This window comes from Sphingomonas sp. (assembly GCF_051962185.1).
GTDB lineage: Bacteria > Pseudomonadota > Alphaproteobacteria > Sphingomonadales > Sphingomonadaceae > Sphingomonas.
This window is the reverse complement of record NZ_JBQCCN010000269.1, coordinates 1-4,239: the sequence shown is the minus strand read 5'-3', so window position 1 is coordinate 4,239 and position 4,239 is coordinate 1. Positions and strand designations below refer to the sequence as shown.

Genomic DNA, 4,239 nt, shown 5'->3' with positions numbered 1-4,239 from the left:
GCCTCGACCGCGTCGTGGATCGCGCGGCCGCCGGCCTCGTCATAGCTGGCGACGTCGCTCAGCCGCGCGGCGAGCCCGCGCCGCCGCCCGCGCGAAGACGATTCGGGGCCGACGATCCAGCGCCTAAGCTCGATCGATTCCTGTCCGGTCAGCGCGACGCCGAACATCGAATCGGCGGCGTCGAACAGATGATGCCCCTCATCGAACACGTAGCGGGTCGGGCGGCTGTTCGCCTCGCGCCCACGCACCGCGTTGACCATCACCAAAGCGTGGTTGGCGATCACGATGTCGGCATCGGCGCTGGCGCGCGCGGCGCGCTCGATGAAGCATTTCCGGTAATGCGGGCAACCGGCATAGACGCATTCGCCACGCCGGTCGGTCAGCGCGGTCGAGCCGTTGCGCCGGAACAGCGTCGGCAGCCAGCCCGGCAGGTCGCCGCCGATCATGTCGCCATCGGCGGTGTACGCCGCCCAGCGCGCGACGAGATGCGCGAGCACCGCGGCGCGGCCGGCGAATCCGCCCTGCAACGCATCCTCGAGGTTGAGCAGGCAAAGATAATTCTCGCGCCCCTTGCGGGTGACGACGCGGCGGCGGCGCTCGGCCGCGTCGGGAATCAGCCGAAGGGTCTCGCGGTTGAGCTGGCGTTGCAGCGCCTTGGTGAAGGTCGAGATCCACACCGGCCCGCCGGCCGCTTCGGACCAGAGCGAGGCGGGAGCGAGATAGCCGAGCGTCTTGCCGATCCCGGTACCAGCCTCGGCCAGCACGATGTTGGGATTGTCGCGCAGCACGCGCGGCGCGAAGGCGGCAGCGGAGGCTTCGGCGAAGGCGCGCTGGCCCGGCCGCTGTTCGGCGCCGGTACCGGTCAGATAATCGAGCCGCGCGGCGACGTCCGCATCGTGCAGGGTGACCGGACGCGGCGCCGGGCGCGGCGGGCTTTCGTCCCATTCGGGCAATCCGGTGAACAGCCAGCGTTCGTGCTCGCGCGGCCTGGCGATTCGCTCGCCGACCAGAGGGGCCCAGGTCCAGCGCAGCCGCGCCAGGCTCTGCGCCGCCGTCCACGCGCCTTCGCGCTCGGGCCAATCGCTCTCGGTCGTTGCGAGCAGCGCCGCGGCGGCATCGCGCAGAAAGGAAGCGATCCGATCCTCGCGCTCGGGCTCGGCCAGACCGAGCGCCCGCGCGAAGCCGCGCGGCGTCGGCGCCAGGAAGCTCGCCGGCTTGAGGAAGGCATAGAGTTCGAGCAGGTCGAGTCCCGACAGATCGGCATAGCCCAGCCGTTGCCCGACCAGCGGCGCGTTGAGCACGATCATCGGCGTATCGGCGGCGCGCCGGATCGCCTCGCCCCGACTGATCGCGCTGCATCCGTCGGCATCGGCGATCCAGACGCCGGCATGGCTGGCATGGAGCGCAGGATAAGGAAGTCCGGGGGGCACGCCGGCGTTGTGGCGGCCCCCGAACAAAATGGCAACGCCGTGGCTTAGCTGGACTGCGCCAGATAGGCGTCGAGCTGATCGAACGAGCCGGTCCAGCCGCCGGTCATCGACTCCATCATGCCCAGGAAGAACGCTTGTTCTTCGGACGATGCATCGAGCGGAACCCATTCGAGCGTGATGCGGGTACCGCCATCGACCTCGGCGAACGTCACCGTGGTTCGCAGTTCGAGCGGAAATAAGGGTGCGAAGGGCGCGCGGACGCGGGCGCCATGTTCATCGGCGAAACCATGGATCCACACGAGTCGCGACGGCGGGTCCACTTGTTCGAACACGAACTTGCTGAACATCGCCGATCCGTCCGGCGCATCCATGCGCCCCCGCCAGACGCCGCCGGGCCTGAGATCGTGTTCGAGGACGGTTCCCTTGGTCTCCTTCGGGCCGAACCACGCCGCCAACCGCTCGGGATCGGTCCAGGCCGCCCAGACGCGCTCGCGCGACGCTTCGAACACGCGCGTGATGGTGAAGCTGGGCGTGGTCATTTGGTTTTTCCTTCCGTTGCTTTGAGAAAGGCGTCGAGCTGGTCGAAACTGTCACTCCACAAGGTGCGCAGGCCGTCGATCCACACGCGCGCGTCATCGAGCGCGTCCGCCTTGAGGCGTCGCGGCCGCGCCTGCGCTGCCTTGCCGCCTTCGATCAGCCCTGCCGATTCGAGCACCTTCAGGTGACGGGAGATCGCCGGCTGGCTGATCCCGAACGGCCGTTGCAGTTCGCCCACCGTCGCCTCCCCCCGCGCCAGCCGCGCGAGGATCGCGCGGCGAGTCGGGTCGGCAAGGGCGGCGAACTGGCGATCGAGCAATGCATCCATAGCGCACTTGTTATATAACAATTATGTTGTGTGCAAGCCTGGCTCGGTTCGAGCGGACCCGCCAGTCGGCACGAGGTTGCAAAAAAGCGGCGCATCGCGCACTCGGCTCTCCGTCATGGTAGCCGAACTCGAACAGACGCAAGCCCTGCGCGCCGCCGCGCTCGAATCGAAGGCCTGGCCGTACGAGGAGGCGCGCAAATTGCTCAAGCGCTACCCGAACGGGAAGCCGGGCGGCGAGCCCGTGCTGTTCGAGACCGGCTACGGTCCCTCGGGCCTGCCGCATATCGGTACGTTCCAGGAAGTGTTGCGGACGACGATGGTTCGTCACGCTTACGAGGAAATGACCGGCCTGCCGACACGGCTGGTGGCGTTCAGCGACGACATGGACGGCCTGCGCAAGGTGCCCGACAACGTTCCGAACCAGGAGATGCTGCGCCAGCATCTCGGGCGGCCGCTGACGCGCATCCCCGATCCGTTCGGCAAGTTCGACAGTTTCGCCGCGCACAACAACGCGATGCTGCGCGATTTCCTCGATCGCTTCGGCTTCGAGTACGAATTCGCGTCCTCGACCGATTATTACGCGAGCGGGCGGTTCGACGAGAAGTTGCGCGACGTGCTGCGCAACTACGATGCGATCATGGCGGTGATGCTGCCGACGCTGCGTGCCGAGCGCCAGGCGACCTATTCTCCGGTCCTGCCGATCAGCCCGACCTCGGGTATCGTACTGCAAGTGCCGGTCGAGGTGGTCGATGCCGATACCGGCGTGATCCGCTTTGCCGATGAGGACGGCAGCATGGTCGAGCAATCGATCCTGGGCGGGCAGGCCAAGCTGCAATGGAAACCCGACTGGGGCATGCGCTGGGCGGCGCTTGGCGTCGATTACGAGATGTACGGCAAGGACCTGATCGATTCGGGCGTGCTCGGCGGCAAGATCGCGCAGATTCTCGGTGGCCGTAAGCCGGAGGGGATGATCTACGAGCTGTTCCTCGACGCCAAGGGCGAGAAGATCTCGAAGTCGAAGGGCAATGGCCTGTCGATCGAGGAATGGCTGACCTACGGCCCCGACGAGAGCCTGGCGTTCTACATCTATCGCGAGCCGAAGAAGGCGAAGTCGCTCCATCTCGGGCTGATCCCGCGCGCGGTGGACGATTACTGGCAGTTCCGCGCGAATTATCACGGGCAGAGCGACAAGGAGCGGCTCGGCAATCCGGTCCACCACATCCATAACGGGCAGGTCCCGCAGGATGCGATGCCGGTGACGTTCGGGCTGCTGCTCAACCTCGTCAGCGTGATGGGCGGCGACGCCACCAAGGATCAGGTCTGGGGCTATCTGGGCAATTATCTGCCGGGCGCGAGCGCGGCGGATTATCCCGAACTCGACAAGCTGATCGGCTACGCGCTCAACTATGCCCGCGATTTCGTCGCGCCGACCTTGAACCGCCGCGCGCCCGAGAGCGTCGAGGTCGAGGCGTTGAAGCGGCTCGATGCGGACTTGGCCGAGTTACCGGCCGACGCGAGCGCCGAGGATATCCAGAACATCGTCTACGAGATCGGCAAGAGCGGCGGCTTCGCCGAGCTGCGCGACTGGTTCAAGGCGCTGTACGAGACCCTGCTCGGCTCGAGCCAGGGCCCGCGCATGGGCAGCTTCATCGCGTTGTACGGGGTGGAGAATAGCCGCAAGCTGATCGCCGAGGCGCTGGCGCGGTGAGGCGCATTAGCCCCTAAGGAAGGGGTTGGGGTGGGGGCTGTCCGCAGGCGATAAAGCTTGAGGCACTGCCCCACCCCCTAACCCCTCCCCTAAAGGGGCAGGGCAATCGCATATGGCGCGAAATCGATGCTCGGGCGCATGTTTCGAATCCGACGCGTCGGCGACCTGCAATTTTCGAATCCAAACGGGGCTCTTCGTGTACGATCGGAATCGAAAATTTCCATATGCGATTGCCC

The 4,239-nt window shown here is 66.4% G+C and carries 3 protein-coding genes and 1 pseudogene; 1 reads left to right on the top strand and 3 read right to left on the bottom strand.

The window, feature by feature from the left end; translation table 11 throughout:
* The 3 genes and pseudogenes from ACTHJR_RS16965 to ACTHJR_RS16955 all read right to left on the bottom strand — a co-directional run.
* A pseudogene (locus tag ACTHJR_RS16965) lies at window positions 1-1,430 on the bottom strand (ATP-dependent DNA helicase); the annotation flags it as partial.
* A 44-nt stretch (window positions 1,431-1,474) separates the two neighbouring features.
* On the bottom strand, window positions 1,475-1,969 hold the full coding sequence (locus ACTHJR_RS16960) for an SRPBCC family protein (RefSeq protein WP_440524463.1): 495 nt from the start codon (window positions 1,967-1,969) through the stop codon (window positions 1,475-1,477).
* On the bottom strand, window positions 1,966-2,295 hold the full coding sequence (locus ACTHJR_RS16955; RefSeq protein ID WP_440524462.1) for an ArsR/SmtB family transcription factor: 330 nt from the start codon (window positions 2,293-2,295) through the stop codon (window positions 1,966-1,968). Before ACTHJR_RS16955 ends, ACTHJR_RS16960 begins: the two co-directional genes overlap by 4 nt.
* Before the next feature lie 115 nt (window positions 2,296-2,410).
* Here ACTHJR_RS16955 and ACTHJR_RS16950 point away from each other — a divergent pair, with 115 nt between their 5' ends.
* Window positions 2,411-4,003 (top strand): lysine--tRNA ligase, encoded by a 1,593-nt coding sequence (locus ACTHJR_RS16950; protein WP_440524460.1) that lies wholly within the window; start codon window positions 2,411-2,413, stop codon window positions 4,001-4,003.
* Window positions 4,004-4,239 lie beyond the last annotated feature (236 nt).